This window comes from Leclercia sp. AS011 (assembly GCF_037152535.1).
Lineage (GTDB): Bacteria > Pseudomonadota > Gammaproteobacteria > Enterobacterales > Enterobacteriaceae > Enterobacter.
This window is the reverse complement of record NZ_JBBCMA010000001.1, coordinates 366,285-393,213: the sequence shown is the minus strand read 5'-3', so window position 1 is coordinate 393,213 and position 26,929 is coordinate 366,285. Positions and strand designations below refer to the sequence as shown.

Sequence of the window (26,929 nt, the reverse complement as noted above, 5' to 3'; positions counted from 1 at the left end):
AACCGTAGGCCCGTGCAAGCGAAGCGCCGCCGGGCGATTAATAAAAACTCAATCGTTTTGCGCGGTCGCCATCTGGGCGGCTTTTTGCTTTTTATAGCTCAGGGCCGCGGCCGGCACCGGCTGCGCCTTCCCGGTTTCAATCCATGTACGCAGACGGCTGGCATCGGCAAAGTGGGTATATTTGCCAAAGGCATCCATCACCACCAGCGCGACCGGCTTGCCATTAATCACCGTGCGCATCACCAGGCAGTGGCCCGCGGCGTTGGTAAAGCCGGTTTTGGTCAGCTGGATATTCCAGTTATCGCGGTAGACCAGATGGTTGGTGTTACGAAACGGCAGGGTATACGCCGGGTTCGAGAAGGTCGCCATCTCTTCGCGGGTGGTGCTGAGCTGGCCGAGCAGCGGATACTGCTTAGTGGCAATCAGCAGCCTCGTCAGATCCTGCGCCGTCGAGACGTTATGAATCGACAGGCCGGTGGGCTCCACAAAGCGCGTCTGAACCATTCCCAATGCCTTCGCTTTGGCATTCATCGCCCGGATAAACGCGTCATAGCCGCCTGGATAGTGGTGCGCCAGGCTTGCCGCAGCGCGATTCTCAGAGGACATCAGCGCCAGCAGCAGCATATTTTTGCGGCTGATTTCACTGTTCAGGCGCACGCGGGAGTAGATCCCTTTCATCTCCGGCGTATGGCTGATATCCACGCGCAGTTTTTCATCCAGCGGCAGTCGTGCATCCAGCACCACCATCGCGGTCATTAATTTGGTAATCGAAGCGATCGGGCGCACCAGATTCGGGTGGCTGGAGTAGATCACTTTGTTGGTATTCAGATCGACGATCATGGCGCTGCCGGAGGCAATCTCCGGCTGGGCCGCCGTAGCCGCAGCGGCAGGTTTGGAGATCGCCGGGGTCGCCACTGGCACAGCCAGCAACAGCGCAAGACTCAGTAAAGAAACGCGGAATTTCAGCATGGTGAGATTTCTGATAATTATTCATGCACGTAATAACGTACACCGCCCGGGTCATGGCGCGAACGCGGGCTGGCTTAGGCATCATAGCCGTCCGGATGCCCTGCTGCCAGTAGATAATCATGAACAGATGCTGCATTGCTGGCATTTACGCCAGCAATGCAGTGACCTCAGAAGAGACGGTATCCATAACCCCAAAGAATAACTGTCAGCGCCAGCAGCACCTCCAGCAACAGCACGCCGATGGCGAGCGTCGAACCGGAGAAGCTGCGGCCCTCTTCTTTATTGATACTCAGGAAGGTTGGAATGCCGATATAGAGCAGATAGCCGGTGTAACAGAGCGCCAGCGTCCCCACCAGCGCACACAGCCAGACTATCGGATAGAGCGCCACAATTCCGCTCAGGAACAGCGGCGTCGCCACGTAACCGCCGAACACCATGCAGTGCGTCAGCGAAGGGCGCTGCGGATATTTACGCGCCATCCAGTAAATCACCCGCCCCATTGCCGCCACCCCCGCCAGCATCAGCGCGTAAAACACCACGGCCAGTGCCAGACCGGTCATCCATGAGAGCTTCACAACGTTGCCGTCGTCAAAATCCCAGCCAATTTGCGTGGTCCCAATAAACGCGCAAATCACCGGCACGGCGGCCATCAGCAACACGTGGTGCGTATAGTGATGACTGACCGTTTCGTTTTCGCCTCTGATAACGTGCATTTCACGATCGGGATGGGAAAAGAGTCCCCAGACATGGTTCATAACGCCCCCTTGTTGTCGGCCCGCTAGCGATAACTCAAGTATAATGCAGGGCTGAGATTATTTTTTGTACAGTATAAAAATGCCGCTGATGGGTTGAGATTCTGGTATGTTAATCCCTGTTAAACAGGGTCTTACAGAAAGGAGTCGCTGATGCCGGAATTCATTTTTTTCAAAAAAGGCAATAAAACCACTGCGCTTGAGAAGCGCGACGTGCAGGGGGCCAGATTGTTGCTTGAGCAGGGCTATGACAAGCTGTTTGAAGAGATTATTGCCCCTGACGGCCACCATGCCCTGGCCCGTCTGGCCGATATCAAAAAAGAAGAAATCCTTACGGAACGTGCCTTTATGACCTGGCCTGCCTTTGTCGCGGCAGTGTTCATTATTATGCTGGTTGTGGGGTATCTGTTCGGCAACTAGCGTTTCCTGCGCTACGCTTACCTCATGGATATCAATACTCTCATTGCACAGTATGGCTATGCCGCGTTGGTCATTGGCAGCATAGCGGAAGGCGAAACCATTACCCTGCTGGGGGGCGTGGCGGCGCATCAGGGATTACTCCGTTTTCCGCTGGTGGTGGCCGCCGTGGCGCTGGGGGGCATGATCGGTGACCAGCTGCTCTACCTGGCTGGCGTGCGTTTTGGTCCAACGATCCTGCGCCGTTTTGCTCGCCATCAGAAGAAAATCGACCGCGCCCAGCAGCTGATCCAGCGTCACCCCTACCTGTTCGTTATCGGCACCCGCTTTATGTACGGTTTCCGCATCATCGGCCCGCTGCTGATCGGTGCCAGCCGCCTGCCGCCGAAAATTTTCCTGCCGCTGAATATTATCGGCGCTATCGCCTGGGCGCTGATCTTCACCACCTTAGGTTACGTCGGGGGTGAAGTGCTGGAGCCATGGCTGCATTCGCTCAACCAGCACCTGCGCCACTGGATCTGGCTGATCCTGGTGGTGGTGCTGGTCCTCGCGATACGCTGGTGGCTGAAACGCCGGGATCGCAGTTAACTACTCTGCGGGTTTGAACTGTGGATTGCCGAGCATAAAGCCACCGTCGACGATAAAGGATTGTCCGGTGGCATAGCTGGCGTCGCTGTCGCACAGCCAGGCCACCAGGCTGGCGATCTCTTTGGTGTGTCCCGGCCTGGCCAGCGGGATATTCGGCATGGATCCCGGCTTCACTTCGCTGTCGTCCATATCGTTCATCGGCGTGGCGATGGCCCCGGGCGCGACGGCGTTAACCAGAATATTGTGATGCACCAGCTCCATCGCCATCGACTTGGTCAGGCCCCCGAGGGCATGCTTGGCCGAGGTGTAGGCGCTGGCCTCCGGCAGCGGGGTATGCTCATGCACCGAGGTGATATTGACGATGCGTCCGCCCTCCCCCTGCTTGACCATCTGCCGGGCGGCAATTTGCGAGCAGAGAAATGCGCCATCCACATCGACGCTGAAAATGGAGCGCCACTGGTCGTACTCCATCTCAAGGAACGAGGCTTTGACCATCGCCCCGGCGTTGTTAACCAGCACGTCGATACGCCCGAAGCGTTCAATCAGCTTCTCTATTGCCGATGCCCCCTCCGGGAGCTGGCTGAGATCCAGCTGAATAGCCTCTGCCCGCTGCCCGCGCGCTTCGATCTCGCGGCAGGTTTTTAACGCCCCTTCCTCATCCGAATGCCAGGTCACGCCAATATCAAACCCACGCTCCGCCAGCATCAGAGCCGTGGTTTTGCCGATCCCCGAATCCGATGCTGTCACAATAGCCACACGATTGGTTGAACCCATACTCACCTCCAGAAAACTGCAAAGAGGTAAGTATAGATAATTCTCGTTTTCTACCCGTGCTGATAGCCGCCACCGAGCGCGGAGGTAAGCTGCAGGGAGGCGTCAATGTACTGTCCCTGGAGTGTGAGTCCGGCGAGCCGTTCCTGCAGGGCCGGTATTCTGGCCTCGCTGACGCGTGAACCCGCCACGATCCCGGCGTGGAAACGCGCCTGCGCCAGGGCGACAACGCGCGCGGCATCGGCCTCAACCTGCTGCTGATGATGGTTTTTCGCCATCAGCGTTTCAACGTCGCTTGCACAGTGGGCAACCTGATTCACCGCCTCCACCACCGCTTTGTTGTAGTTAGCCACCGACAGGTTGCTTTGCGCCTGGGCGATATCAAGGTTCGCATTCAGGCGTCCGCTGTCAAAAATCGGCAGGGTCAGACCGGCGGTAACGCCCATCTGCTGCGCCGAAGAGCGGAACAGATCGCTTAAGTGCAGCGCATCCTGTTGCAGAAAAGCCATCAGATTCACATCGGGATAGAACGCCGCTTTCGCCGCCTCCACTTCACTCATTGACGCCTCGATATACCAGTGCGCCTCCTGCAGATCGGGACGGCGGGCCAGCAGGTCATAACCCAGCGAGGAAGGCAGTTTTGTCTCAACGGCAGGTAAGGCGTGCGGTTTGAGAGTTATCGACGGGGTATTGGTCAGGGCTTCCAGACGGGCCGTAATGGCTTTCATGGTGCCGTTTACCTCCGCCAGCCGCTCTTCGGTTTTACTGGCATTGATATCGGTTTCGACCCCTTCAACCGACGAGGTGATCCCGTGCTGATACAGCTCACGGTCCGTCCCGATTATCGCCTCCTGCTCCTGTTTGATGGCGTGTAACACATTTCCCATGGCCGCCTGCGTCTGCCACTCCCAGTACAGGCGCGCCACGCTGCTGGCCAGCAGCTGGCGGGTCTGCTGCAGCTCCGCCTGTTGGGCGTTGACCTTACCGATGCGGGCCTCCACCTGGGCGCGGTTTTTACCCCACAAATCCAGATCCCAGCCGGCGGTCAGGCCAAAGGTGCCGTTGGTGTACCAGGGGCCGGTGGTGCCCGCCGCCGGATCGGTGATGGCAAAGGGCCCCATCAGCCCTTCGGCGGACATTTTCTGCCGTTCAGCATCGGCTGAAAAATTCACTTCGGGCCCGTCTGCGGCCATCGCCATTTTGGCCTGCGCCTCAGCGAGGGCAATTCGCTGGCGGGCAATTTGCATATCCGGGGCGTCGGCCTGCGCTTTGACGATCAGGGCCGTCAGCTGCGGATCGTGGAAATCCTCCCACCAGGCATTTTTTGGCCACTGGCCGGACGCCAGCCCGGTCTCTATTTTTGCTGCGGGGATCTGTTGATTCAGCGATGCCGCCGTGTCGTGTTGAGGTGCACAGGCAACCAGTAAAAGGGAAACAGGCAGGCAGAGGCAGTAAAAACGTGAAGGTTTCATCGTGTTATTCACATTAAAAAGAAGGCTGCAAAATACGCCCGCTGCGCTCTATTTTTTTAGGAATCGGTGGCAATGCACAATTTGTCATACCTTTACACAGACAGAAAAGGCGCCCGTGTTGCCGGGCGCCCCTGCGGTCATCAGGCTTTCAGCGAAGCGCCTCTGGTAGCAATCACCTTCTGATACCAGTAAAAACTCTTCTTACGACTGCGCGCCAGGGTGCCTGCCCCGCTGTCATCGCGATCGACATAGATAAAGCCGTAGCGTTTAGACAGCTCCGCCTTAGAGGCGCTCACCAGATCGATCGGCCCCCAGCTGGTGTAGCCCATCACCTCCACGCCGTCATCAATCGCCTCGCGCACCTGCACCAGGTGGTCGTTGAGGTAGCTGATGCGGTAATCATCCTGCACCACGCCGTCGGCGTCCGGCTTGTCCTTCGCCCCCAGCCCGTTCTCAACGATAAACAGCGGCTTCTGATAGCGATCCCAGAGCACGTTCAGCAGGGTGCGCAGGCCCACCGGGTCGATCTGCCAGCCCCACTCCGAGCTGGCGAGATGCGGGTTAGGCACCATGCTCAGGATGTTGCCGCGCGCCTGCTGGTTCAGCGCTTCGTCGGTGGTGACGCAGCCGGTCATGTAGTAGCTGAAGGAGATAAAGTCGATGGTCGATTTCAGCGCCTCGCGATCGGCATCGGTGATCTCAAGCTGAATGCCGTTATCGCGGAAGAAGCGCAGCATATAGCCCGGGTACGCCCCGCGGCACTGCACATCGCCGAAGAACTGCCAGGCGCGGTTCTCCTGCAGGGCTTCCAGCACGTCGTCCGGCTTGCAGGTCAGTGGGTAGACCAGGCCACCCAGCAGCATGTTGCCGATTTTCGCCTCCGCAACGATCTCGTGGCAGGCTTTCACCGCCAGGGCGCTCGCCACCAGCTGATGGTGGATCGCCTGATAGACCTCTGCCTTGCTGCTGGTTTCCGGCAGGCCGACGCCGGTCATCGGCGCGTGCAGGGACATGTTGATCTCGTTGAAGGTGAGCCACAGCTTCACCTTGTGCTGATAGCGGGTAAAGACGGTGCGGGCATAGCGCTCGAAGAAGCCAATCACCTGACGGCTGCCCCAGCCGCCGTACTGCTTCACCAGCCCCCACGGCATCTCGTAGTGTGAGAGGGTCACCAGCGGGGTGATGTTGTGCGCCGCCAGCTCGTCAAACAGCCTGTCGTAGAAGGCCAGACCGGCCTCGTTCGGCTGCTGTTCATCACCGTTCGGAAAGATGCGCGTCCAGGCAATGGAGACGCGCAGGCAGCTGAAGCCCATCTCGGCGAACAGCTTGATGTCCTCCGGGTAGCGATGATAGAAATCGATCGCCACATCTTTAATACCGCTGTCGCCCGCCACGCGCTCCACCACCGGGCCAAACACCCCCTGCGGCTGCACGTCAGAGGTGGACAAGCCTTTGCCATCGTCCAGGTAAGCGCCTTCTACCTGATTCGCGGCAACCGCGCCGCCCCATAAGAAATCGTCCGGGAAAGTTTTCATTCGGTTCTCCTGTTATTGATGGCTGACGCAAAGCAACGGCGCGCCGGCCTGGACGGCGGACGCCGCCAGGGTCGCCACATGACGGTAGTCGTCGCTATTGCTGATAATAATCGGGGTCGCCAGATCGTATCCGGCATCGAGGATCGCCTGGCGATCGAACTCCAGCAGCAGATCCCCCGGCTGAACTTTGTCCCCCACCTTCACGTGGGCGGTAAACGGCTTGCCGTCGAGCTTCACGGTGTCGATCCCAACGTGGATCAGCACTTCGATGCCGCTGTCGCTGAGCAGGCCGATGGCATGTTTGGTGGCGAAGATCGAGGCCACTTCCCCGGCAAAGGGGGCTATCACTTTGTTATCCGCAGGAATAATCGCCGTGCCCTGACCGAGCAGGCCGCTGGCGAAGGTGGCATCCGGCACCTGCTCCAGTGCCATAACGGTTCCGCTCATGGGTGACAGGACATCGTTTTCACCCGCGGTCGCCGCCACCGGCGTTGCCGCGGTCGCACGCCCTGGCATACCGGCCACCAGCGTCAGGCCGCAGCTGATCACCAGCGCCACCAGGGTGCCGAGGAGGCCGCCCCATAACGTGGCATCCACGCCGCCCGGCGGGATCATCTGCGCGACGGTGAAGATGTTGGCGAAGCCAAAGGAGTAAACGTGAGTATTGCTGAAGCCGACAATCGCCCCGCCAATCGCCCCCGCCACGCAGCCAAAGATAAACGGACGGCGCAGCGGCAGGTTAACGCCATACACCGCAGGCTCAGTGATGCCGAAGATCCCCGCCGTCACAGAGGAGCCCGCCAGCATCTTCTGGCGGGCATCGCGGGTGCGCAGGAAGATCCCCAGCGCGGCACCCACCTGACCAAAGACCGCAGGGAGCAGCATCGGCAGCATTGAGTCATGGCCCAGCACCGCCAGATTGTTGATCATCAGGGGCACCAGCCCCCAGTGCAGGCCAAAGATCACGCACACCTGCCACAAGGCCCCCATGGCAGCCCCCGCCAGCCACGGGGCGAGCACGTAAATCCACTGGTAGCCGTTGGCAAGCAGCTGGCTTAGCCAGGTGGCGACCGGACCGATGATCAGGAAGGTGAGCGGCACGGTCACCGCCAGACAGATCAACGGGGTGAAAAAGTTTTTCATCGAGGATGGCAGGCGGCTGGCGCTCTGTTTCTCCAGCCAGCAGCTGACCCAGGCGGCGAGGATGATCGGAATGACCGATGAGCTGTAGTTAAACCAGGTCACCGGCAGCCCGAGGAAGGTTTCTGCCGCCGCCCCGGCCTGCTGACTGGCATCAAATGCCTGAATCATCACCGGATGAACCAGCGCGCCGCCAATCACCATGGTGATAAACGGGTTGCCGCCAAATTTTTTTCCGGCGGTATAGCCCAGCACCAGCGGGAAGAAGAAGAACAGCGCATCGCTGGCCGCGAACCAGATTTTGTACGTGCCGCTGTCGGGGGTCAGCCAGCCGCAGACGACGGCCAGCGCCAGTAGCCCCTTCAGAATACCGGAGGCTGCCAGGATGCTAATAAACGGCGTAAAAATGCCAGAAACGATGTCGATCAGGCGGCCAAACAGACTGCCCTGGTCTCCGCCCTCCTGCACAACCGGCGTATCGTCGCTCAGCCCGGCTTCGCTGCGTACCGCGCGCCACACATCGTTCACATGGTTGCCAATCACCACCTGGAACTGGCCGCCGCTTTCCACCACCATAATCACGCCCGGGTTTTTCTTCAGCCCTTCGGCGTCCGCTTTTTGATTCTCTTTGAGTTTAAAACGCAGTCGGGTGGCGCAATGCACCAGACTGACTATGTTCTCTTTGCCGCCGATGTGGCTGAGAATATCCTTCGCCAGTGCCTGATATTCCATCTCTGTTTCCTTCCTCACTGCCCGCAGGCAGGGTTTGACTGAGTCGTAAAAATAAAAAAACCCGAGAACGACGCCCTTTCGGGAGCCGCGCTCAGGTTTTGCCTGCACAGTGCAGTAACAATCCGTTTGTGGGAGGCCTAGCGCCCCTCTTTTCTCACGCGCTCAATATGAATGGTGAGAAACATAATTTCTTCAGTGGTCAGCTCGCGCTGATAACGCGTTTGCAGATGCTGCGCGATTTTCTCCGCGCATCTCCACGCTTTGGCGTAGTTATCTTTTACCGCCGTGTGCAGGGAGACATCATCGTCTTCCACCACGGTGCGGGTCAGCATCCGCTGGGCAAAGAACTTCAGGTGGGTGACGAAGCGCTGATAGCTTAGCGACTCCTCGTCATACTCCAGCTGAAAGCTGTACTTCACCAGCTGCAAAATCTCCTGCATCACCCGGGTGACGTGCATCACCTCGGGCATCTCGCTGTGCAGCTGGGCGGTGACCAGATGCAGCGCGATAAACCCGGCTTCATCTTCGCCCAGCTCTACCTCCAGTCGTTTAGCGATGATGGCCCGGGCCTGCTGGCCCAGCTCAAACTCTTTCGGGTAGAGCCGCTTAATGTCCCACAGCAGCACGTTTTTGATCGCCAGCCCCTTCTTCTGCCGCTCAATCGCAAAGTAGCAGTGGTCGGTTAAGGTGATGTACAAACTCTCCTGCAGTTTCCCCAGCCGCTGCGCCGCCAGTCCGATAATGCGGTCGCAGGTGGTCATCACTTCCAGCGGGATCTGGCTGAGTAACTCCCCCAGCCGCTGCACCAGCTCGTCACTTTGCAGGGCAAACACCTTCTCGATGTTCTCTTTCAGGACCAGGTCGCCAGGGCTCTTCTGAAAGGCCAGCCCACGGCCCATCACCACCTGCTCGCGCCCCTGCTCATCCAGAACAACCACCACATTGTTATTCAGTATTTTGGCGATTTTCATTCCATGCCCCAGAAACAAAAAAACCTGACCTCCGGCAGATGCCAGAAAATCAGGTTTTGCCTGCCGCAGCAGTAACAATCCAGTTAGCGCACTTTACCAGTTTCGTTCGACGCCACAATGCGCCCCGCTGAAAAACGTGACGCAGATCGAATCTGGCCTATTTCGCCTGAATGACCCGGGCGATCTCCGCCGAGGATTGCAGGGCGCGGATCTCCTGAAACAGGTCCAGGGCGTCGTCGTACTCTTTACGCAGGTAGCTCAGCCACTGCTTGATGCGCGCCACGTGATACAGGCCGGTGTCGCCCTGCTTTTCGAGGCGGGTGTACTTCTTCAGCAGCGTCACCACCTCCGGCCAGGGCATGCGCGGCTCGTTGTATTTGATCACCCGACTGAGGTTTGGCACGTTCAGCGCCCCGCGCCCAATCATCACTGAATCGCAGCCGGTCTCCTTCATACAGGCCAGCGCGCTTTCGCGATCCCAGATTTCGCCATTCGCCACCACCGGAATGGTCAGCCGCTGGCGGATCTGGCCGATGGCCTGCCAGTTAATGCGCTCGGCTTTGTAGCCATCTTCTTTGGTGCGGCCATGAACCACCAGCTCGCTGGCACCCGCCTGCTGGACCGCATCGGCAATTTCAAACTGCCTGTCGCCGCTGTCCCAGCCCAGGCGCACCTTCACCGTGACCGGCAGATGGGAGGGCACCGCCTCGCGCATCGCTTTCGCGCCGCGGTAGATCAGCTCGGGATCTTTAAGCAGCGTGGCCCCGCCGCCGCTGCCGTTGACCATTTTCGATGGGCAGCCGCAGTTCAGATCCACGCCCCACGAGCCCAGCTCGACGGCGCGGGCGGCGTTTTCCGCCAGCCACTCGGGATATTGCCCCAGCAGTTGCACCCGCACCAGAGTGCCGGAGGGGGTGCGGCTCTGGTGATGCAGCTCCGGGCAGAGCCTGTAAAACGACTTTACCGGCAACAACATATCCACCACCCGCAGGAACTCGGTGATGCAGTGGTCATAATCGTTAACGTCGGTCAGCAGCTCACGCACCAGCGAATCGAGCACGCCTTCCATCGGTGCCAGTAATACACGCATATCAGTACCCGTAAAAAAAGACGCGCTATAGTAGCCGCTCCCGCCAAAGGTGGGAAGCGTCAGGGGTAGGTTAGGGTCTTAATCGGGGAGGGTCTCTTCCGGGCGCAGGGTCAGCACCTCAAACCCGTCCGCCGTCACGGCGACGGTATGTTCCCACTGTGCAGAGAGCTTTTTGTCCCGGGTGACCACCGTCCAGCCGTCCTTCTTCGTTTTAATGCGGCTGTCGCCCTGGTTGATCATCGGTTCGATGGTAAAGACCATCCCTTCCTGCAACACCGGGCCTTCGCCGGGTTTGCCGTAGTGCAGGATCTGCGGCTCTTCGTGCATCTCTTTGCCAATGCCGTGGCCGCAATACTCGCGTACGACGCTGTAGCCCTGGCTCTCAACGTATGACTGAATGGCGTGGCCGATATCCCCCAGCGTCGCGCCCGGTTTTACGGCCTTAATCCCCTTCCACATCCCCTCGTAGGTCGCTTTGACCAGCCGGCGGGCCAGAGGCGAAACCTCACCAATAAGATACATTTTACTGGAGTCGGCGATCATGCCCGCGTTCTCGAGGGTAATGTCGACGTTAACGATGGCACCCGACTTAAGGTGTTCCGACTCCTTAGGGATCCCGTGGCAGACCACGTCGTTCACCGAGGTGTTCAGCACGTAAGGGTAATCATACTGCCCTTTGCTGGCCGGGCGAGACTTTAGCTGGTCGACAATAAACGCCTCTGCGCGATTATTGATCTCCATGGTTGATACGCCAGGCTTAATAAATTCGTCCAGCATGGTAAACACCGAGGCCAGCAGTTCGCCCGCGTGGCGCTGACGGGCGAGCTCATCGGCGGTTTTAATGAGAATTGAGGGCATTGTTCATCTCCAGTAAAGGGGCGAAGCCGGATTGCAACAGCACCAGCTTGAGCTGTTGATCGTATCCTGTCAGCGCCGCATTGTCTCTTCTGGTTTGGGGAAATGCCCAGGGTTCCAGAAAGTAATGTCTGGTATGCTCAAAAGTCATGATGTGATCCGTAGCACGTTTCCAGTTTTAATTGTATGATGAATGCGTTCCACTAAGGACTTTCACCATGAAGAAATCACTGATCGTTGTCTGGCAATACCTTCGCGCCTTCATCCTTATTTATGCCTGCCTGTATGCGGGGATCTTTCTCGCCTCCCTGCTGCCCATCACCATCCCCGGCAGCATTATTGGCATGCTGATCCTGTTCGTGCTGCTTGCGCTGCAAATCCTCCCGGCAAACTGGGTGAAGCCCGGCTGCTCGGTGCTGATCCGCTACATGGCGCTGCTGTTCGTGCCGATTGGGGTGGGGGTGATGCAGTATTACGACCTGCTGAGCGCCCAGTTTGGTCCGATATTTGTTTCCTGCACCGTCAGTACGCTGGTGGTATTTTTAGTGGTGAGCTGGAGCACGCATCTGGCGCATGGGGAACGTAACCTGGTTGGGCAAAAAGGACAGAAAAAATGATGGCCAATATCTGGTGGTCGCTGCCGCTCAGCGTGGCGGTATTCTTCGCCGCCCGCAAGCTGGCGGTGCGCCTGAAGTTCCCGCTGCTTAACCCCCTGCTGGTGGCGATGGTGGTGATTATTCCGTTCCTGCTGCTGACCGGCATTCCCTACGCAAAATATTTCCAGGGCAGCAAGGTGCTGAACGATCTGTTGCAGCCTGCGGTGGTGGCGCTGGCCTTCCCTTTATATGAGCAACTGCACCAGATCCGCGCCCGCTGGAAGTCGATCATTACCATCTGCCTGGTGGGTAGCGTGGTGGCAATGATCACCGGCACCTCGGTGGCGCTGCTGATGGGGGCCACCCCGGAAATTGCGGCCTCTATTTTACCTAAATCGGTGACTACCCCTATTGCAATGGCGGTGGGGGGCAGTCTTGGCGGCATTCCTGCTATCAGCGCCGTGTGCGTCATTTATGTCGGTATTCTCGGGGCGGTGTTAGGCCATACCCTGCTGAACGCCATGCGCATTCGCACCAAATCTGCCCGCGGTCTGGCGATGGGTACCGCGTCGCACGCCCTGGGTACCGCCCGCTGCGCGGAGCTGGATTATCAGGAAGGGGCATTCAGCTCCCTGGCGCTGGTGATCTGCGGGATCATGACCTCGTTGATAGCGCCGTTCCTGTTCCCGATTATTCTGGCGGTGTTGGGCTAAAATTTGCGACGCGTCGCGCATTTTTCATTTGAGTTTCATAAGTTGCACACATAATGAGATCTAAGTCACATATAAAGCCTTAACGGCTCCGTACACTACCGATCCATTAACCTTTATGAGGCAACGCCATGCATCCACGTTTTCAATCAGCTTTCGCTCAGCTTGCAGAGAATTTGCAGTCAGCCCTGGCTCCGGTTCTGGCGGATGCACACTTCCCCGCCCTGCTGACGGCTGAACAGGTCACCGCACTGAAAGGTGCCACCGATCTGGATGATGACGCGCTGGCCTTTGCGCTTCTGCCACTGGCGGCGGCCTGCGCCCGCGCCGACCTGTCCCATTTCAACGTGGGTGCCATCGCGCGCGGCGTGAGCGGCACCTGGTACTTCGGCGGCAATATGGAGTTTCTCGGGGCGACCATGCAGCAGACCGTGCATGCGGAACAGAGCGCCATCAGCCACGCCTGGCTGCGCGGTGAAAAATCCCTGCAGGCCATTACCGTGAACTACACCCCGTGCGGGCACTGTCGTCAGTTTATGAACGAGCTTAACAGCGGGTTGCAGCTGCGTATCAACCTGCCGGGCCGCGATCCCCATACTCTGGCGGATTACCTGCCGGACGCCTTCGGACCGAAGGATCTGGAGATCAAATCCCTGCTGATGGACGAGCAGGATCATGGTTACGCCGTCAGCGGCGACGCGCTGGCTCAGGCCGCTATCCTTGCTGCGAACAAGTCCCACGCGCCGTACAGCAACTCCCCAAGCGGGGTGGCGCTGGAGTGTCGCGATGGCCGCATCTTCACCGGCAGCTATGCCGAGAACGCCGCCTTTAACCCGACGCTGCCGCCGTTGCAGGGCGCACTGAACCTGCTCAGCCTCAACGGTTATGACTACCCGGATATCCAGCGCGCCATTCTGGCGGAAAAAGCCGACGCTCCGCTGATCCAGTGGGACGCTACCGCGGCCACGCTGCGCGCGCTGGGCTGTACCAGCATCGACCGCGTGCTGCTGGCGTAAGTCTCTGATGCGGGCAGCAATGCCCGCACAATTGATGAAAATCCCCCCAATTAAACCGCCGTTTCTTGCGCTTACCAGACGGGTAAAGTAGCCTGAGTGAAATTTCACCTTTGGTACGAGTCATCTGTATGTTAAAGCGCATGTTTTACAGCCTGGTTGCCCTGATCGCCATCGTGCTGCTGACTGCGCTGGGCCTCGACCGCTGGATGAGCTGGAAAACGGCTCCCTATATCTTTGATGACCTTCAGGATCTGCCCTACCGCCAGGTGGGCGTGGTGCTCGGCACCGCCAAGTACTACCGCACCGGGGTGATCAACCAGTATTACCGTTACCGCATTCAGGGGGCGCTCAACGCCTACAACAGCGGCAAGGTCAACTACCTGCTGCTGAGCGGCGACAACGCCCTGCAGAGCTATAACGAACCGGTTACCATGCGTAAAGACCTGATTGCCGCCGGCGTGGATCCGGCAGATATCGTGCTCGACTACGCCGGTTTCCGAACTCTCGATTCGATTGTCCGTACCCGTAAGGTGTTCGATACCAACGATTTCATCATCATCACCCAGCGCTTCCACTGCGAGCGCGCGCTGTTTATCGCCCTGCATATGGGCATTCAGGCCCAGTGCTATGCAGTCCCCTCACCGAAAGACATGCTCACCGTCCGGGTGCGCGAGTTTGGTGCCCGCCTGGGGGCGCTGGCCGACCTCTACGTCTTCAAACGCGAACCCCGCTTCTTAGGCCCGCTGGTGCCGATCCCGGCGATGCTGGAAGTACCGGAAGACGCCCAAGGCTATCCGGCGGTGACGCCAGAGCAGCTGCTGGAAATGCAGAAGAAGAAATAAACCCCGCCGGGTGGCGGCTTCGCCTTACCCGGCCTACAAAACCCGCAATACCGTAGGCCCGTGCAAGCGCAGCGCCGCCGGGCTTAAAAAACCGCATTGCACGCATGCTTAGGCAATCTGACTCAACTACGAAGATAATGATGGCGTATGTATTAAGGTATTTCCGCCTAAAGTACATTTAAACAAAACTTAACATTTTCAATACATATATAGAAATAACCCATCTTAGATGTAAATAAGATGGGTTTTGCACTATCAAGCTGAAAAGTGACATTCACGACAGTATCTGCTATCAAGTCAGCTATTTTAGCCAATGTGGTCTGCGAGGTATAAATCAATATCGTTAATGATTTCACCCGTATTCATATCAACAGCGCTAATTATTCTGTCAATATAAAATGTCCGCAACCCGTTTCTGAGATGGCACCACGCTGTAATTCTTCCTGTCCGAACTATGTAGGTCATCACTCGAATCTCGCGTTGAGTTATATCGCCTTTGGCGTCTTCATAGTAAATCTCGATCTCAGCATCTCTAACCGAAAGTTTTTCTTTGACTTTTTTCTTAGAAGATCTTGGTTCAGACTGAGGTTTGATTGTTTTATTTTGAGGGAAAACTTTGTACAGGTTTTTCTCTGCAGCCAGAATGCGTCTACTAGCTTCTGCCCGAGAATTAGCCATTTTGGCTTCTTCCCGCTCACGCCTGGTGGGCGTCAATTTGATACATAAATAGATAATAACAATTAGAAAAATGCAAAACATCAGCCACATAAATAGCATTCCCATATCTTAAAATGGCAGAATGGATGAATTTTCATTGTGTGCGGTTGATCGTAATCAAATAGATATAATTAATATTAAATGGTGTGGCATGCATATTAGTTAAACTGACGTAAAGGATATGAATATAGACTATTTGAAATCATAAAAATTTTTGTTAATTTTATCAGGACTGGAAAGCAATCTAACCATAACTAATGCGTGATATACTACACATTAGCCTCTATTATCTTCGCTAATGAGTAATATAAGTGACATTAATATTTTTGCTAGCCTTCACGCTCGCTGGGATGAATATCGGTGAAAACATGCCAAAGAGCAGATGTTAAGGTGTGGGCCGATATCAAAAATACTCATAGATTTATCTAGCATAAAAAAACCCGCTTATGATAAGCGGGTTTTTTTTGCAATAGGATGATTACTTCTTACGCGCGTACTTCAGGGAGTCGAGCGCAACAGCGAAGATAATGATCGCGCCCTTGATGATGTACTGCCAGTACGGGTTGACGCCGATATAGGTCAGGCCGTAGTTGATAACGGTGAAGATGATCACACCGGTTACCACGCCCAGAACGGTACCTACACCCCCGCTGAACGACACGCCACCCACGACGCACGCGGCAATCGCATCCAGCTCATACATAAAGCCGAGGTTGTTGGTGGCTGAGCCGATACGGCCTGCTTCCAGCAAACCACCGAACGCGTAGAACACGCCGGACAGGGCATAGATCACCAGCAGGTTCAGCGCCACGTTAACACCGGAGACTTTCGCCGCTTCCGGGTTACCGCCGATAGCGAAGATGTTCTTACCGAAGCGGGTTTTGTTCCACAGCACCCAGACAAAGGCCACCGCAATCAGGGCATAGAAGGTGATGTAAGAGAGACGGAAGCTGCCCAGCGCGATAAAGCCCTGCGCAAAGGTGGAGAAGCCGCTGTCGAAACCAGAAATCGGCGAGGCACCCACGAAGTCGTAGTACAGGGAGTTGATACCGTAAACGATGATCATCGTGCCCAGGGTAGTGATGAACGGTGTGACGTTCAGGTAGGCGATGATGATGCCGTTAATCAGACCAATGACCGCACCGATAACGCAGACAATCAGGACCACCAGGATAATGGGCATGGTCGCCATTTCCGGGAACACCTTGTTGGCGTTTTCCATCGACTGCAAAAGCGTTGCCGCGACAACTGCCGCCAGACCGACCTGACGACCGGCTGACAGGTCAGTACCCTGGGTGACAATCAGACCCGCCACGCCCAGCGCGATAATGATACGTACCGAAGACTGAGTCAGAATGTTACTTAAGTTCAGCAGACTTAAGAAGGTTGGATCCTGGAAAATAATAATGGCCAGCAAGACTAAAAGAACAACGTAAATACCGCCTTCTTTCAGATAAGTAAGAAAACTTTTCTTATTTAACGCACTCATGAGGAGCCCCTGATCTTAAAGGTGCAAAGACGCAAGACGCAAAATTTCGTTTTGCGTTGTCGTTTTGGTTTCAACAATTCCGGCAACGAGACCATTGCTCATGACCAGAATACGATCTGTGATCCCTAACAATTCCGGCATTTCGGACGAAATAATAATAATCCCTTTATCTTTCTTGGCTAATTCAGCAATCAGCTGATAAATTTCAAACTTTGCACCAACGTCGATACCGCGGGTGGGTTCATCCAGCATCAGAATTTCAGGTTGAGTTAATAACCAGCGGCCAATAATAACCTTTTGCTGGTTACCACCGGAGAGCGAGCCAATTTGCGTGCGGTGTCCTGGGGTTTTTACGCGCATCGAGTCAATTACCCACTGGGTATCGCTCTTCATGCGGGAATTATCCAACAGACCGATTTTGTTTTTGTAATTATGAATATTAGAAATTAAGGAGTTAAAGTTAATATCCAGGTAAGCGTAAATACCGGTCGAGCGACGCTCTTCCGTCACCAGCGCAAAACCATGGTTAATGGCTTCGTTGGCGTTATGGTTATTGATCTTTTTGCCGTGCAGGGTGATGGTCCCGCCGGATTTCTCACGGATCCCGAACAGGGTCTCCACGATATCGGTACGCTTGGCCCCCACCAGACCGGCAATCCCAAGGATTTCGCCTTTATGCAGGTCGAAGGAGATATCGCGGATGGAGGGCTGACGCAGCGACGTCAGGTTGCGCACTTCCAGAATCACTTCGCCCGGCTTGTTCTCTTTATTCGGGAAACGCTGGTTCAGGGAGCGACCGACCATCATGGCGATGATCTTGTCCATGTCCAGCCCTTCCAGCGGCTGGGTGGCGATCCACTGGCCGTCACGCAGGACCGTGATCTCATCACACAGCTGGAAGATCTCTTCCATTTTGTGCGAGATATAGACGATGCCGCAGCCGCGATCCTTCAGCTTACGGATAATGGTGAACAGGTGATTCACCTCTTTTTCCGTTAACGAAGAGGTAGGCTCATCCATAATCACGATTTTCGCGTTATAGGAGAAGGCCTTGGCAATTTCAATCATCTGCATTTGTGAAACGGATAACGTACCGACGCGCGCACGCGGATCGATATCAATATCCAGTTCATCAAAAATCGCTTTGGTATCACGATACATTTTGTCCTGATCGACAAATACGCCTTTGGTCGGATAACGACCCAGCCACATATTGTCCATAACAGAACGTTGAAGAACCAGGTTAAGTTCCTGGTGAACCATCGAAATACCGTTTTCCAGTGCCTCTTTGGCAGAATGGAAATCGATCTCTTTCCCCTGAAAAAGAATGCTGCCAGAATCTTTTTGATAGATCCCAAATAAGCATTTCAATAATGTTGATTTACCCGCACCATTTTCACCCATTAAGGCGTGAATGGAGTGAGGCCGTACTTTTAAATTAACATTATCCAGTGCTTTAACCCCGGGAAAAGACTTGTTGATACCGCTCATTTCCAACAAGTATTCACCGGACGACTGAGTCGTTGTGCTGACCATAATTATACCTTCTCGGCCTCGCGTCGCGTGATAAAAGGGCGCAGAAACTGCGCCCAGTGGAATGCTAAAACTTATTTACCGGTGAACTGCGCCAGGTTTTCCTGATCTACGCCAACGTAAGGTACGCGAACAACTTTGTTGTCGATTTTCCAGTTGGTGCCGTCAGCTGCGCCTTTGCCTTCTGCCAGGTTTTTCGCCAGATCGAAGGTGGCTTTTGCCTGGTTGTTGGCATCGTTAAGAACGGTACCGGCCATGGCGCCAGATTTAACCAGTGCCAGCGCTTCTGGCAGCGCATCCACGCCAAATACCGGAATAGAGGATTTGTTGTGTGCTTTCAGGGCTTCTACTGCACCCATAGCCATCGCATCGTTGTTGGCGATAACCACTTCGATTTTGTCAGCGTTCGGGCCGGACAGCCATGCGTCCATCTTATCTTTCGCCTGGGCGGTATCCCACATGGCGGTATCTAATGCCAGCTGCTGGGTTTTCAGACCCTTGTCGTTCAGCTCTTTGATCACGTAAGTGGTACGTGCTTCAGCATCCGGGTGGCCTGGCTCGCCTTTCAGCAGAACGAACTGCACCTGACCGTCTTTGTTCAGATCCCAGTTCGGGTTAGCCGCCCAGTGTTTAGCAATCAGGTCGCCCTGAATGATGCCGGATTCTTTAGAGTCGGTGCCCACGTAGAAGGCTTTGTCGTAGCTATCCAGCGCCTTACGGGAAGGTTCTTTGTTGAAGAAGACAATTGGCACATTCTGACCACGCGCTTTCTCAATAACGGTGCCTGCAGCCGCCGGGTCAACCAGGTTGATAGCCAGCGCTTTCACGCCTTTTGCCAGCAGAACGTCAATCTGGTCGTTCTGTTTTGACTGGTCATTCTGGGAGTCATTCATCAGCAGCTGCACGTCTGGCGCTGATTTACCCTCTTTTTCGATGGCCTTACGCACAACAGACATAAAGTTGTCGTCGTATTTATAGATAGTCACACCAATACGGCTATCTGCAGCGTGAGCGGTCGCACCAAAAAGCATGCTTGCCATAAGAGCAGACAGAGTCAACACCTTCTTATTCATGATATCTCCGGTTTTTATGCAGGGTAGTTCGTGTGAATAACGATCGGCGGGCAAGTGTTAAGGAAACGTTAATGCCGGCCGAAGTCCACTTATAAAATTTCTATCTTCCTTGGTCGGTAACGCTCCAGAATGCGTTTTTTTGGATGTTTAACGTGCCCTGGCTATAGTGAAAGTGATTATTCACCGTTACATAGCGTTTCAGTCACTAAAACGCTGACATCATAGACAGCGCATTGTTAACTTACTGTGAATTTACTCACAAATTGAAAACGGTTACATCACCGCTGATTATTAGTTAGTGATCGGCGCCACAATTTGCCGAATGGCAACCGAATGGCGACGCACTAAAGTCGGCATGAAACAGTGGGTTGCGGAGATATCCAGCTTCCCTGCGGCACCCTGTAACGCCAGCTCCGTGGCCAGCCGGGCCATCGAGGCGATCGGGTAGCGCACCGTGGTCAGCTGCGGGTCCGTGTAACGGGCAATCGGAATATCATCGAAACCAATCAATGACAGATGCTGTGGCACCGCAATGCCGTTGTCCTTCAATGCCGTCAGCGCGCCTGCGGCCATGCTGTCGTTATAGGCAAAGACCGCGGTCAGCTGCAGGTTGCGGCCAAGCAGCTCCACCATAGCCGCCTCCCCGCCCTGCATGTCCGGCGCGCCGGTGCCGATCCAGCTGTCCGAGGCGGTAATGCCCTGCTCCAGTAACGCTTTCTGCCAGCCTTCACGCCGCATTTCGTCATCTTCAATGCGGTGGCTTGAAGCAAGATAGCCGATGCGTTGATGTCCGTTATTCACCAGCATCCGCGTCGCCATCATCGCGCCGCTGACGTTATCAAGGCAGACGCAGCGGTGGGCATAGCCGGGCACGATGCGGTTGATCAGCACCATGCCGGGGATCTGCTCCATCAGGGCCGACAGCTCCTCATCGCTTAAGGCTTTTGAGTGGACGATCAGGGCGTTACAGCGCTGACGAATCAGCACCTCAATGGCGTTACGCTCTTTTTCCGCCTCGTGATAGCTGTTGCCGATCAGCACGTTTTTCTGGTGCTCCTGGGCGACCATGTCTACGGCTTTCACCAGGGCACCAAAGAAGGCATCCGACACGTCCATCACCACCACGCCGATGGTGTCGCTGACCTGGGTTGCCAGCGCCTGAGCGTTAGCGTTTGGCCGGTAGCCCAGCGCGGTGACGGCTTTCATCACGCTCTCGCGCGTCTCCGGACTGACCAGCGCGCTGTTGTTGAGGACCCGGGAAACGGTGGCGACAGAAACGCCCGCCTGACGCGCGACGTCACGAATGGTGATCATATTCACCACCCTTATTTAGATTGCAGCAACTCACAGACACCCCCTGTGTTTAGCAAGGTGACTATTCTGGCAGCGAGAGAGGGAGGACTACGTGAAGAAGCTCACAAGGATGAAAACGGTTACATCCGTTTTGTTAATGATTGTGATCCAGATCGTTATCCGGATGTATTACTTAATGAAACCCCTGCAGCACGTGCGGTCAATTGTCGCCACAGCCACTCCAGCGGCCCCTGGCGGAAATGACGCAGCCAGAAAACGGAGAACAGAATATTCACCAGCCAGATGGGCAGGACGAAGCCCAACAGCTGCAGGCGATCAAAATGCATAAACAGGCCGAGGTGGTAGAACAATGTAGTGCAGATCAGCGTCTGGAGAAGGTAATTGCTGAGCGCCATGCGCCCGACGCAGGCTATCGCCATCACCAGCCGGAAACGGCAGAGCTGCGGCCAGAAGCCGTATATCAGCGCAGCATAGCCGATGGTCTGAAAGGGTGCGCTCAGTTCGCGCGGGGCCTGTAACAGAAACGCACACCAGCGGTAGTCCCAGCTGACATACCACTGGGCGATCACCGCCGGGAGATTAATCGCCAGGCCGAGCAGCACCAGCCACAGCCCGGTACGCCGGTAGTGACGCAGGCTAAACTCGCCTTTCAGCCAGCCGGTACGCATCAGCGCAGCGCCGATCAGCATCATTCCCGCCAGCTGCCAGCCGTATTGCGCCCCAAGCGCCAGCAGGCTGTTACCAATCATATCGGCGCGGTTGCTGATGGCCTCCATCCCCCCGCCCAGCTTCCAGTACTGCTCATACTGCAGGTTGGCGGCGTCCGGCACCCAGGAGCGATTGGTGGAGCCGCCCGATATCACGCCCAGCAGCAGCAGGATGGCGACGCCGATGATGAACAGCACCACGCCAGTATTGAAGAGATTTTTGATATCCTGCGCATCGCGGATGATGCGCCAGCAGATGAGCCCCACCAGCCCGTAGGCCAGCAGAATATCGCCGTCCCAGAACAGCAGACCATGAATAAACCCGAGCAGGACCAACAGCGACAGGCGGGCCTGGATCCAGCGTTTACCGCGTTTCAGCAGCAGCTGAAGACCGGCTCCGAACAGCAGAGCAAACAGGGTGAGGAATTTAACCTGGGCGAACAGATCCAGCACCGCCCATGTCCAGGCGTCGCTGAGGGTAATATCGCCATACCAGGCGGGATTAAGGTAAGCGGCTTTCGGCAGACCGAAGCCGCTTATATTGAGTAGCAGAATACCCAGAATAGCGACGCCACGAACGAAATCCAGCGTGACATTTCTTTCCATGTCTATTCTGCCCTGACGATCAGTCGTGGTGACGCACGGCGCGCAGGAACTCCTGACGGGTGTTCTGGCTGGATTTAAACAGGCCGCCCAGCGAGGTGGTGGTGGTGGCGCTGGTGGCATCGCGAATGCCGCGCGCTTTCACGCAGTAATGCACCGCGTCAATGGATACCGCCACGTTGTTGGTACCAAGCAGCGTTTGCAGCGCGATAAGGATCTGCTGGGTTAAACGCTCCTGCACCTGCGGACGCTGGGCAAAGAACTGCACGATGCGGTTAATCTTCGACAGACCAATGACCGCGTCTTTTGGAATATAGGCCACGGTCGCTTTGCCATCGATGGTCACAAAGTGGTGTTCACAGGTGCTGGTCAGGGTGATATCACGTACCGTCACCATCTCATCCACCTTCATTTTGTTTTCAATGACGGTGATTTTCGGGAAGTTCGCGTAATCAAGCCCGGAGAAAATCTCATCGACATACATTTTGGCGATGCGGCGTGGGGTCTCCATCAGACTGTCATCGCTCAAATCGAGATTCAGCAGCTGCATGATTTCGGTCATATGCCCGGAAATAAGACGTTTACGCGTTTCGTTGTCCAGATCCTGAACCGGTGGACGCAACGGGGTTTCGAGACCGTGTGCAACCAGCGCTTCGTGGACGAGAGCTGCTTCTTTACTCATTGATGACATTCTTTTCTCCTGCAGGTGCGGTGCTCTTCTGCCCTCCGTGGGGCAAAATGTGCACTCATTGTGCGTGAGGCGGCGAGCATAATCCAGTATTCACCGCGATAATTATTCCAATTGCCGTTACCTTTCAACCTGACGCTGCCAGACCAGCCCGCCCGCCACCAAAAGGGCGATACCCGCAAGGCCCAGAGCGGGCTCCAGCTGATGGGTGAGCCAGCTCGACAACGCCGAGGTCATCGGGCCAATCAACTGCCCGACCGCATAGCCAGTAGTGAGTAACCCGGCCATGTACCGCGTGTGATTCGGTGCCAGCTCGCGCCCGTAGAGCAACGAGAGCTGCACCGCACATAAAAATCCGCCGCCGACCAGCAGCGCACCTGTCACCAGACCGGCCATCCCCGGCAACAGCCAGGCGGCAATCACCCCCACCGCCTGCAGCCAGAGCACCAGCGCCAGCCTGCGGTTTGAAGTAGAGACATGGCGCAGGGCGATACTCAGGGCAATGCCCAGCACCGAGGCCACGCCGAAAACCGGCCAGACAAACTGAGCAAACGCGCTACCCGGAAAGCGCAGCGCCGCCATCTGCGACAAAAAGGTCGCCGGGAGGATGTAGCCAAACCCGGCGAGGCTGTAGCTCCAGACCAGACGCCGCAGATCGCGGGTCAGGGTCAGCGGCTCCGGGGTGGTGCCCGGGCGATGCAGCTGCCCGGCACGCGGCAGGTAGCGGGCCACCAGCGCGATCAGCACCAGCGCCAGCACGCCGTAGATTTGCCAGGCGGCGCTGGCCGACAGCCCGTGCGCCTGGATCCACACCGCCAGCAGACCGCTGATGGTGATCCCCGCCCCCGGCCCGGCGAAGACCGCAGCGCTCAGGCCCGGCTTGCCGAAATGGGCCAGCCGCTCGTTGGTCCAGGCGGCCACCAGCACCATCGACCAGCCGCTCATGCAGCCAATCACAAACCGCAGCAGCCCGTGGACGATGGCGTTATCCGCAACGGCTGAGAGCAGGGTCAGCGCCACCGCGCCCACAATCCCCAGCCACAGACGGCCCTCGACAAACCGGTGCGCTCGCATGGCATCCCAGGCCCCCACCAGATAGCCGAGGTAGTTCATTGCCGCCACCAGCCCGGCGCTGGTCAGAGTCAGTTGCCCTGCCGCAATCATCAGCGGCACCTGCGGGGTAAAGGCAAAGCGCCCTATTCCCATCGCCACCACCAGAACCACAAATCCGCTGAGCGCGATACGCAGCGCCATGACCACTCCAGTTGTTAAAGTTTCGTAAATTCATGATGCAGGATATGTGGTTAATGCGGAAGTGAAAGTTACTCACTCGTTATTGAATTATCTGTATTATGACCTTCATCTCTTTATACAACCTTCCTGAAGGAGCCCTGCATGGAACTGCTCGAAGAGCACCACTGTTTTGAAGGTCGACAGCAGCGCTGGCGTCACGACTCCGCGGTGCTGAACTGCGCGATGACGTTCAGTATCTTTCTGCCCCCGACTACCGGTGGGGCAAAACCGCCGGTGCTGTACTGGCTCTCCGGCCTGACCTGCAACGATGAGAACTTCACCACCAAGGCGGGTGCCCAGCGGGTGGCGGCAGAGTTAGGGATCGCCCTGGTGATGCCCGATACCAGCCCGCGCGGGGATGAGGTAGCGGACGATGCCGGTTACGACCTGGGCAAAGGTGCCGGGTTCTACCTGAATGCCACCCAGCAACCCTGGGCGCAGCATTACCGGATGTACGATTATCTGCGCGATGAGCTACCGGCGCTGATCCAGGCGGAGTTCGCGGTAGCCGATCGCTGTGCCATCAGCGGCCACTCCATGGGCGGCCACGGTGCGCTGGTGATGGCGCTGAAAAATCCGGGGAAATACGTCAGCGTGTCGGCCTTTGCGCCAATCGTGAACCCGTCCCAGGTGCCATGGGGGCAGAAAGCCTTCACGAATTACCTGGGTGAGGATGCCGGGACCTGGCAAGCGTGGGACAGCTGCGCGCTGATGCTGGCCAGCCAGCCGGACCAGGCGATCCCGACGCTTATCGATCAGGGTGATGCGGACCAGTTCCTCGCCAGCCAGTTACAGCCGGCAGTACTGGCGGAAGCCGCACGCCAGAAGGACTGGCCGCTGACGTTACGCATCCAGCCAGGCTACGATCACAGCTATTACTTTATTGCGTCGTTTATTGAAGATCATCTGCGCTTCCATGCGCAGCAGTTGTTGAAGTAAGTGCCAGCTTCATGCCCGGTGGCGCTTCGCTTACCGGGCCTACAAAACCCCACCAGCCGGTAGTCCGTAGGCCGGGCAACAGACCGCACCGAACCCGTAGGCCGGGCAAGCGCAGCGCCCCCGGCAAACCCACTATCAGAACTGGTAATCCACCGCCATAAAGTAACGGCGCCCTTCTTCGGTGTAGCTGTAGTCGTCACGGCTGAGATCTTTATCCAGCAGGTTCATCACCCCCGCACGCAGCTTGACGTTTTTCGTGGCCTGCCATGCGCCACCGGTATTCCACACCACGTAACCGCCCGGCGTTGCTGCGCCATCGGTGACGGTGCGTTTCTCACCGGTATAATTCCCCTGCACATAGAAGGACCACGCCTGGCTTGCCTGCCAGTCCAGCGTACCGTTGGCGGTATGGAACGGCAGCTCGGAGAGCGGCTTGTTCCCGCCGTTGCTGATATCACGTCCATCGTTATAGGTGTAATTCAGCGTCATGCGCCAGTCTTCGGCAATCGGGAACTTAACCTCGGTCTCCAGACCGCGGATACGCGCCTTATTGACGTTGTAGTAGCGGAAAATCGGCTCGCCGTCGGCATTCAGTCCAACATAGTTCGGATAGCCCTGCGCCTGGTTAACGTTCGCCGTGCGCAGGATGCTGATGCGGTCATCCACGTCGTTCTGGAAGGCGGTAATGCTGCCCTGCACGCCCTCTAACCAGCCCTCCTCCCCGTTGTAGTAGAGGCCCAGCTCGAAACTTTCGCTGGTTTCCGGCTTCAGATCCGGGCTACCGACGATTTCGCAGGCACCACGGCAGGAGCCGGTGGTCCAGTCCGGGCTGAGCTGCAGCAGGGATGGCGCTTTGAACGCTGTTGCCCAGCCGCCTTTTACCGTCAGGGTATCGGTGGCGTTATAGACCAGATAAGCACGCGGGCTCCAGTGGTCGCCGTAGGTCTCATGGTCATCCATACGCACGCCGGTGGTCAGGGCCAGCGGCTCGAAGATCCGCCATTCGTCCTCGAGGAACAGCGCATACTGGCTGGCCGAGGTCGTACTGCTGCTACCGCCGGTGATGTTCACCGGATCCTTCAGCTTGTCGTGACGCCATTCCCCGCCGAAGGTCAGGAGCTGATTTATCTCGCCCAGCGGCAAAACGTATTTGCCGTCAACGGAGTTGCTCTCAGAGGTGATGGGGTTGCTGTTACCCGGATTCTTGTTATCGACCTTCTCGCCGTAGAATTTCAGCTCGCTGTTACCCACACCCCAGCGGCCGTTATGGCTCAGGGAGTAGTTCTGGCGCTCAAGGCGGTTCTGATCCAGCGAGTCGGAATCACGATCCTGACGGTCAAAGCCGTAGCCCGCGGTGAAATCGTGGTTCTCGTTCGGAGTCCAGGCAAATTCCACGTTGGCATCGCGGCTGGTAAAGCCCTCGATGCGCGGGGTTTCCCCGGTAGCGCTGGTTGATGATTCCTGCGGATCGTCCTTATCGCGTTTCGTCAGGCTGCCAAAGGCCTTCAGGCCGAGGACGCCATCCACCAGCGGGCCGCTGGTATAGAACTGGCCGCCGTAAGTATCGCCGCGGTCGCGGTGCTCCTGAAGGGTGGTGTCGGCGGTGAGGGTGCCGGTCCATTTCTGGCCGATCTTTTTGGTGATGATGTTAACCACGCCGCCCAGGGCGTCGGAGCCGTATAGCGAGGACATCGGCCCGCGCACCACTTCGATACGTTCGATGGCGTCAACCGGCACCCAGTTGAGGTCGAAGTCGTTATGGCGGAAAACGGCGTTGCGGGAGTTGACGCGTTTGCCGTCAACCAGGATCAGCGTGTAGCTGCTGTCCAGACCGCGAATACTGACGCCCTTACGGTTGTCCCCTTCGTCAGTTAATTGCACGCCCGGCACGTCTTTTAACACATCCTTCAGGTTCTGCACCGGCTTGCGCTGCAGGTCCTGCTGGGTGATGACGCTGATACTGGCCGGGGCATCCTTCAGGTTTTGCTCGTTGGCCGAGGCGGTCACCACCAGGGTGTCGCCAGATTCCGCCGCCACAACCGGCAGGGCCAGGGACAGAGCAGACGCACACAGCCCTCCCCGAACGAAGGGATTCAACCTAAACATTTCCTATCTCC

Annotated in this window: 25 protein-coding genes and 1 pseudogene; 7 read left to right on the top strand and 19 right to left on the bottom strand. The window is 56.8% G+C overall.

Annotated features, from left to right (window positions below):
• Window positions 1–48: 48 nt before the first annotated feature.
• Both pbpG and WFO70_RS01770 read right to left on the bottom strand, forming a co-directional pair.
• Entirely contained in the window at window positions 49–969 is a 921-nt protein-coding gene (gene pbpG / locus WFO70_RS01775) for a D-alanyl-D-alanine endopeptidase (RefSeq protein WP_337014412.1), read from the bottom strand.
• Window positions 970–1,136: 167 nt separating this feature from the next.
• On the bottom strand, window positions 1,137–1,724 hold the full coding sequence (locus tag WFO70_RS01770) for a Yip1 family protein (protein ID WP_337014410.1): 588 nt from the start codon (window positions 1,722–1,724) through the stop codon (window positions 1,137–1,139).
• 150 nt (window positions 1,725–1,874) lie between these two features.
• Between WFO70_RS01770 and WFO70_RS01765 the strand changes: the two genes are divergently transcribed.
• Window positions 1,875–2,141, top strand: a complete 267-nt coding sequence (locus WFO70_RS01765; RefSeq protein ID WP_337014408.1) for a hypothetical protein — start codon at window positions 1,875–1,877, stop codon at window positions 2,139–2,141.
• A 24-nt stretch (window positions 2,142–2,165) separates the two neighbouring features.
• On the top strand, window positions 2,166–2,726 hold the full coding sequence (locus WFO70_RS01760; protein ID WP_337014406.1) for a DedA family protein: 561 nt from the start codon (window positions 2,166–2,168) through the stop codon (window positions 2,724–2,726).
• On the opposite strand, the gene WFO70_RS01755 is transcribed toward WFO70_RS01760, so the two are convergent.
• The 8 genes and pseudogenes from WFO70_RS01755 to WFO70_RS01720 form a co-directional block, all read right to left on the bottom strand.
• Complete coding sequence (locus tag WFO70_RS01755) at window positions 2,727–3,500, bottom strand: SDR family oxidoreductase (protein WP_337014404.1); 774 nt, start codon at window positions 3,498–3,500, stop codon at window positions 2,727–2,729.
• 50 nt (window positions 3,501–3,550) lie between these two features.
• Window positions 3,551–4,969 carry a multidrug resistance outer membrane protein MdtQ gene (gene mdtQ, locus WFO70_RS01750; protein ID WP_337014402.1) on the bottom strand — a complete coding sequence of 473 codons (1,419 nt, stop codon included), beginning with the start codon at window positions 4,967–4,969 and terminating at the stop codon, window positions 3,551–3,553.
• Window positions 4,970–5,109: 140 nt separating this feature from the next.
• On the bottom strand, window positions 5,110–6,504 hold the full coding sequence (locus WFO70_RS01745) for a glycoside hydrolase family 1 protein (protein WP_337014400.1): 1,395 nt from the start codon (window positions 6,502–6,504) through the stop codon (window positions 5,110–5,112).
• 12 nt (window positions 6,505–6,516) lie between these two features.
• A pseudogene (gene bglF, locus WFO70_RS01740) lies at window positions 6,517–8,484 on the bottom strand (PTS beta-glucoside transporter subunit IIABC).
• A gap of 29 nt (window positions 8,485–8,513) precedes the next feature.
• A complete protein-coding gene (gene licT / locus WFO70_RS01735) occupies window positions 8,514–9,347 on the bottom strand; it encodes a BglG family transcription antiterminator LicT (protein WP_337014398.1) in 834 nt (277 codons plus the stop codon).
• 157 nt (window positions 9,348–9,504) lie between these two features.
• Window positions 9,505–10,437 carry a tRNA dihydrouridine(16) synthase DusC gene (dusC, locus tag WFO70_RS01730; protein WP_337014396.1) on the bottom strand — a complete coding sequence of 311 codons (933 nt, stop codon included), beginning with the start codon at window positions 10,435–10,437 and terminating at the stop codon, window positions 9,505–9,507.
• A 78-nt stretch (window positions 10,438–10,515) separates the two neighbouring features.
• Window positions 10,516–11,295 (bottom strand): type I methionyl aminopeptidase, encoded by a 780-nt coding sequence (map, locus tag WFO70_RS01725; protein WP_337014394.1) that lies wholly within the window; start codon window positions 11,293–11,295, stop codon window positions 10,516–10,518.
• On the bottom strand, window positions 11,276–11,443 hold the full coding sequence (locus WFO70_RS01720; RefSeq protein WP_337014392.1) for a hypothetical protein: 168 nt from the start codon (window positions 11,441–11,443) through the stop codon (window positions 11,276–11,278). Before WFO70_RS01720 ends, map begins: the two co-directional genes overlap by 20 nt.
• Before the next feature lie 67 nt (window positions 11,444–11,510).
• Between WFO70_RS01720 and WFO70_RS01715 the strand changes: the two genes are divergently transcribed.
• From WFO70_RS01715 to sanA, 4 genes are all read left to right on the top strand, one after another.
• Window positions 11,511–11,909 carry a CidA/LrgA family protein gene (locus tag WFO70_RS01715; protein ID WP_337014391.1) on the top strand — a complete coding sequence of 133 codons (399 nt, stop codon included), beginning with the start codon at window positions 11,511–11,513 and terminating at the stop codon, window positions 11,907–11,909.
• Complete coding sequence (locus tag WFO70_RS01710) at window positions 11,906–12,601, top strand: CidB/LrgB family autolysis modulator (protein ID WP_337014390.1); 696 nt, start codon at window positions 11,906–11,908, stop codon at window positions 12,599–12,601. The genes WFO70_RS01715 and WFO70_RS01710 overlap by 4 nt, the downstream gene beginning before the upstream one ends.
• 128 nt (window positions 12,602–12,729) lie before the next feature.
• Complete coding sequence (cdd, locus tag WFO70_RS01705) at window positions 12,730–13,614, top strand: cytidine deaminase (RefSeq protein WP_337014388.1); 885 nt, start codon at window positions 12,730–12,732, stop codon at window positions 13,612–13,614.
• A gap of 128 nt (window positions 13,615–13,742) precedes the next feature.
• Window positions 13,743–14,456, top strand: coding sequence for an outer membrane permeability protein SanA (gene sanA / locus WFO70_RS01700; protein WP_333848854.1), 714 nt, complete (start codon window positions 13,743–13,745; stop codon window positions 14,454–14,456).
• 306 nt (window positions 14,457–14,762) lie between these two features.
• Here the strand turns inward: sanA and WFO70_RS01695 are convergent, their stop codons facing one another.
• From WFO70_RS01695 to WFO70_RS01660, 8 genes are all read right to left on the bottom strand, one after another.
• Entirely contained in the window at window positions 14,763–15,134 is a 372-nt protein-coding gene (locus WFO70_RS01695) for a WYL domain-containing protein (RefSeq protein ID WP_337014385.1), read from the bottom strand.
• A gap of 517 nt (window positions 15,135–15,651) precedes the next feature.
• On the bottom strand, window positions 15,652–16,662 hold the full coding sequence (gene mglC / locus WFO70_RS01690) for a galactose/methyl galactoside ABC transporter permease MglC (protein ID WP_333848850.1): 1,011 nt from the start codon (window positions 16,660–16,662) through the stop codon (window positions 15,652–15,654).
• 15 nt (window positions 16,663–16,677) lie between these two features.
• Window positions 16,678–18,198, bottom strand: coding sequence for a galactose/methyl galactoside ABC transporter ATP-binding protein MglA (gene mglA, locus WFO70_RS01685; protein ID WP_142486479.1), 1,521 nt, complete (start codon window positions 18,196–18,198; stop codon window positions 16,678–16,680).
• 71 nt (window positions 18,199–18,269) lie between these two features.
• The gene (gene mglB, locus WFO70_RS01680) at window positions 18,270–19,268 is read right to left on the bottom strand and encodes a galactose/glucose ABC transporter substrate-binding protein MglB (protein WP_337014381.1); all 999 of its coding nucleotides are present in this window, start codon (window positions 19,266–19,268) and stop codon (window positions 18,270–18,272) included.
• Window positions 19,269–19,559: 291 nt separating this feature from the next.
• The gene (gene galS / locus WFO70_RS01675; RefSeq protein WP_337014379.1) at window positions 19,560–20,582 is read right to left on the bottom strand and encodes an HTH-type transcriptional regulator GalS; all 1,023 of its coding nucleotides are present in this window, start codon (window positions 20,580–20,582) and stop codon (window positions 19,560–19,562) included.
• A 155-nt stretch (window positions 20,583–20,737) separates the two neighbouring features.
• Complete coding sequence (yeiB, locus tag WFO70_RS01670; protein ID WP_337014377.1) at window positions 20,738–21,895, bottom strand: DUF418 domain-containing protein YeiB; 1,158 nt, start codon at window positions 21,893–21,895, stop codon at window positions 20,738–20,740.
• 19 nt (window positions 21,896–21,914) lie between these two features.
• A complete protein-coding gene (gene folE / locus WFO70_RS01665) occupies window positions 21,915–22,583 on the bottom strand; it encodes a GTP cyclohydrolase I FolE (protein WP_106995351.1) in 669 nt (222 codons plus the stop codon).
• 117 nt (window positions 22,584–22,700) lie between these two features.
• Complete coding sequence (locus WFO70_RS01660; RefSeq protein WP_337014374.1) at window positions 22,701–23,834, bottom strand: YbfB/YjiJ family MFS transporter; 1,134 nt, start codon at window positions 23,832–23,834, stop codon at window positions 22,701–22,703.
• A 141-nt stretch (window positions 23,835–23,975) separates the two neighbouring features.
• On the opposite strand from WFO70_RS01660, the gene fghA reads away from it, so the two are divergent.
• Window positions 23,976–24,812, top strand: a complete 837-nt coding sequence (gene fghA, locus WFO70_RS01655) for an S-formylglutathione hydrolase (RefSeq protein WP_337014372.1) — start codon at window positions 23,976–23,978, stop codon at window positions 24,810–24,812.
• 135 nt (window positions 24,813–24,947) lie between these two features.
• On the opposite strand, the gene cirA is transcribed toward fghA, so the two are convergent.
• Window positions 24,948–26,918 carry a catecholate siderophore receptor CirA gene (gene cirA / locus WFO70_RS01650; protein ID WP_337014370.1) on the bottom strand — a complete coding sequence of 657 codons (1,971 nt, stop codon included), beginning with the start codon at window positions 26,916–26,918 and terminating at the stop codon, window positions 24,948–24,950.
• Between the last annotated feature and the right edge of the window lie 11 nt (window positions 26,919–26,929).